The organism is Nostoc flagelliforme FACHB-838 (assembly GCF_014698065.1).
In the GTDB taxonomy this organism is placed as follows: Bacteria; Cyanobacteriota; Cyanobacteriia; order Cyanobacteriales; family Nostocaceae; genus Nostoc; species Nostoc flagelliforme_B.
Map to the genome: position 1 here is coordinate 1 of NZ_JACJSI010000544.1, position 3,292 is coordinate 3,292.

General features: G+C 38.5%; 2 protein-coding genes and 1 pseudogene. 1 reads left to right on the plus strand and 2 read right to left on the minus strand.

The genetic code is table 11. The features are described 5' to 3' along the window. Positions 1-492: 492 nt before the first annotated feature. Positions 493-1,353: pseudogene (locus H6G97_RS48380) on the minus strand (IS701 family transposase); the annotation flags it as partial. A gap of 1,292 nt (positions 1,354-2,645) precedes the next feature. Here H6G97_RS48380 and H6G97_RS56420 point away from each other — a divergent pair. Then, positions 2,646-3,110 carry a M10 family metallopeptidase C-terminal domain-containing protein gene (locus tag H6G97_RS56420; RefSeq protein ID WP_190947423.1) on the plus strand — a complete coding sequence of 155 codons (465 nt, stop codon included), beginning with the start codon at positions 2,646-2,648 and terminating at the stop codon, positions 3,108-3,110. Here the strand turns inward: H6G97_RS56420 and H6G97_RS48390 are convergent. Then, positions 3,044-3,292 (minus strand): histidine kinase dimerization/phospho-acceptor domain-containing protein (locus tag H6G97_RS48390; protein WP_277883470.1); only part of this gene is annotated, 249 nt, incomplete at its 5' end. The two genes, H6G97_RS56420 and H6G97_RS48390, sit on opposite strands and share 67 nt — an antisense overlap.

The window sequence follows — 3,292 nt, forward strand, 5'->3', positions numbered from 1 at the left end:
GCGCATCCAAGAAATCTTCGACCAACTTACATTTGAGGAAGTAATTTCTGTCTCTTCTTATAACTTTATCTTAGAAGCTCTTTTCTATGCAGCTTCACATTAAATTGGTATAAACACAAAAAATAATCTCCCACCACCTCTCAATACGTTGGAAATTTGTAAAACGGTAATCTGTCCAGCCTAGTTCCTGTCTACACTGTCGAAACCCATATTCTACCCAGGTTCTTAATCCATATAAGTCACCTAAAATTTTCTTGAAATTACCTTGCAGATTCGTCATCACGAAGGAGGTAGAACAGGGCGGCCGCATCATGTCAATAAGCATACTTTATTGAGAATAGATTTAAAATCAATGTCATTAAGTTTTGCTTATTGCGAAAGTTTTAGGCGATCGCTTTGGGGCTTAAAAAATAATCAAGCTCGAAATCCTGATTTTTTCGTTGGTTCTTAACCTTCGTTGTGATCAAGAGTAATTTAGATGCGTTTGCCCTGGGAGGTAGAATTTTCCGGCATGGTTTCTGGATCAGTAGTTATTTCCCAGTAATTTATGGCTCTTTTTTTACCATAACTTATTTCCATAATGTATCTTGTCTCTGATTTTTGGTTGCTAAATGTTCTCTCAAACTTACACCACTTATTTGCCCTAACGCTTTGTCGTGCTGGTAGCCAGACTCCATAATTACTTCTAATTGACACCACATAACCTAAGTTATATTCAGCAACTTTTCTAATAAATTGGCTACTTTCACCATATAAACTATCAGCCAGAACTAGTTCAATATTGAACCCTGATTCCATTAGTTCTGTAATTATCTCTGATGCTAACTCTATTTTAGTTTTATATTTATCTGACTCCTTTAATGTACCTTTTGGTTTAAATACTTTGATAATTAATGGAGAACTTATATTAGCATAAACTCCATAAACATTGACTGAAACTATTCCATTATCTATTTTTCCTACACTCCCTAAATATTGTCTAGCTACATAATCAGTCTTTTTACCTTTTTTTCTATCTCCTGTTTCATCTATTATTACTGTAATTGCATTTCCATTTAATGCTTTCTTGAGTTTATTTAATCTTCGGTTTTTTAATTTATTTACTGACCAATCTGAATTTGCTAGAAAATGGTGTAACGACTGTGCTGAATTTATACTTACGACTTTTGTTATTTCTGGTAATGATTTTCTTTTTATCGGTGATATTATGCCCAAGTGCAAATATTTGAAACATTCATAATTTCTTACTTCTTGAAATAGGTCTTTGTACTCTGCACAATATTCATCTACGATCGCAACTGTTGGGTGGGCGTCTCTTGCCAAACGTTTCAGGATTTGTAATTCTACATCCATTGCCCTGCTTACCTTCCAGAGTTTTTTATTTTAATCCTTTTATTAAGAATACTCGGAAAGTGACAGAAGAGGGCTCCGGTAGCTATGAGGTACATCCTAAAAGCTGAAAGCGATGATAGGAGAGGGGCAAGGAGAAAACTATATCGCATAATAGCCGGAAGCACTGTATCTAAAATTTATATAACTCTTGTGGGGTGGGCATCTTGCCATTGGTGTCAAGTTAACGCTGGTTCGCAAATGTCAAGTGACCTTTTGGCATTATCCCTATGTCGTTTGCGAACAGCTTTAACCAGTCCCATTAAGCGATGATTCTCGACAAGCCAAGGTATAAGTTCTAACTGTGGGATCTGCAAGCAAGCACAGTTAAAGAAATACAAACTACGGAACACTATCTCAATAGAAATTTGTTCGCTTAGGCTAGTCTGAGAACTGGGGATTTACCTCGCTCTGATACAGATGTCATGAGGCTGTTTGAGAAACTTCCCGGTACATCAAAGGTTGGAGGAGACGTATGGATTCGCAGATAAGATGAAATTTGAACAACGAAATTATACGGGTTTCAGCCCATGCAATTCGCACATAAAGTGAAATCGATTGTGAAGCAAGGCTTTGAGCTAGCTAGCCAATTCGCGCATAAAGTGAAATTTTGCATCTTTTGCATCTCATCATAAAAAGTCAGGGTATTTTCTTCAATTTTAATTATAATTTATACCTAAATTCCTAAGCGTTCTATAGTCAAGCTGCTTGACTACCTATGGCACGGAGCGATCGCCTGGGGTGAGGCGTAATTCCATCGCACCTCAAAAGTCCGCTTTTAAAAGCATTCGGGCTGTCCTCAAATTAAAGTCGGAAAATTTCAATTTATGTGCGAATTGACTATTTGGCTCAAACCCAGACACCACAATCGATTTCACTTTATGCGCGAATATCGTTACCTGAAACCCTTATAAATTCGTTGTCAGACTTTCATCTTATCTGCGAACCCACACATTACCCCCAAATCCACTCTCATTAGGGAGTTGCTTCAAAAATCAATACCGTTCAGTTAAGCCCGAAATCCTTGGTAAAGACGCGAAATTGTACTGGGCTTCGCCCCGCTACGCTAATGCGTCTCTACAGGTCTAAAATCAATACCAAAAATTCTTAACCCAAGTGTATTGGATTATAAAACTGGTAGGACTTACGCAAAGACCTGCTTAAATCAGGTCTGGTTCATCTGTCTGTTCATTTTTCCTCATTAAGAAATGATGAGGTGAGGCTTAACCTCCGTCAGCAGCGGTAATACTGAAACTATAAGTAACTTTGAGAACGTCGAAGGTAGCCAGGGCAGTGAGACGATCATTGGCTCCATTGTTAGTAATGTTCTGAACGGTAATGGCGGTAACGACACAATTAGCGGCGGACCGGGCGGTGATACGATTAACGGTGGTAGTGGTAACGATATCTTGACTGGCAGTAGTGGGACTGATTCTCTGACTGGAGGACTAGGTAACGATACTTTCGATTTCAACTCAGTTTCTGAGAATCAACCTAGTTTATTCCGGGATGCTATCACTGACTTCGTTGGAAATGGTATCTTTGCAGGAGACTTAATTGATCTATCTAACATTGACGCTAACCCCTTTTTAGCGGGCCGCCAAGCCTTTACTTTCATTGCAGGCTCCACATTCTCTACAGTCGGTCAGGTTCGTTATTCAGAAGGTATTCTAATCAGATTCATTTCTCGTTGGCACTCATCTCGTAAAATTCGTAGATAACGAGTAGCAGTAATGTGTTTAGCTTCAAGTGTCTGTGATTGTTTCAAAATAGCTTCTAACATCTCAATAGCCATTCTGATGTTAGTCATGGGTGCGCGTAACTCATGTGAAACTGTACTTACGAAATCATCTTTAAGATGATTCAATCGTTCAAGTTCCTCAATTCGCTGTTGAGATGCCTG